We start from the raw sequence: 765 nt of genomic DNA, 5'->3' as shown, positions 1-765 counted from the left end.
AACACGTTGTGCGTAAGTTAACAGACCAACGAAAACCTTGCTTCCATTTTAGTTTATTAGTACTAATAGCGAAATAATAATCGAAAGTTGAAAATAACGAAATCTGAAATAAAAATATTACTCGGAATTGGAGTTCTGATTTTACTATTCGATATTTTACTAATGAAATATTGGATTAGTACGATAAAACCTGACCCATTTATGTCGATAGGAGTTGAGTCTTATCGACCTCGTATATTTGGAATAAATATTCTAATCGGAATTATTGTTTTCTTTAGAAATAAAAGACTTTCAATACTATTCTTTATTAATACAATTGTTTGCTATTGGATATTTTCTTTTTTCTGGAATTCTTGGATAGAAAACCACCCTTATTCTGTTACAGAATACGAATTCAAAATTGAGAATAGAAACTTTATATTGAATCTCGAGAAAAATCCATACTATTTCGGAATTGATGAAATTATTCCTGAATCAAAAGATTCAAACCTAACAATTGGAATGTATGAAAAAGTAGGTGACAGTTTAAAACTGACAAGTTTACAAGAGACAATGTACTTTTATAAAGACCATTTAATCGGCTTTTCGATAAGTCCAAATAAAATAGAACTGAATAAAATCGAATAAAACCTACGCACAACAACGTGTATAATTAATTGCTTTGGCAAGTGCCTATTTGGAAAATTCCTTCGGAATATTCACAGGTTCGTACCTTTTTGTTAATTTAGTTGCTAAACCACGCAACTAACCATACACAAAACCGTT

General features: G+C 29.8%; 1 protein-coding gene. It reads left to right on the top strand.

Annotated elements, in window-relative coordinates:
* Window positions 1-87 precede the first annotated feature (87 nt).
* Window positions 88-627, top strand: a complete 540-nt coding sequence (locus Q1B05_RS18570) for a hypothetical protein (RefSeq protein ID WP_299782956.1) — start codon at window positions 88-90, stop codon at window positions 625-627.
* Window positions 628-765 lie beyond the last annotated feature (138 nt).

The sequence above is a fragment of the uncultured Formosa sp. genome, assembly GCF_947500765.1.
Lineage (GTDB): Bacteria > Bacteroidota > Bacteroidia > Flavobacteriales > Flavobacteriaceae > Formosa.
Note: the sequence above shows the minus strand (reverse complement) of the source record. Positions and strands in the feature narration are given on the sequence as shown.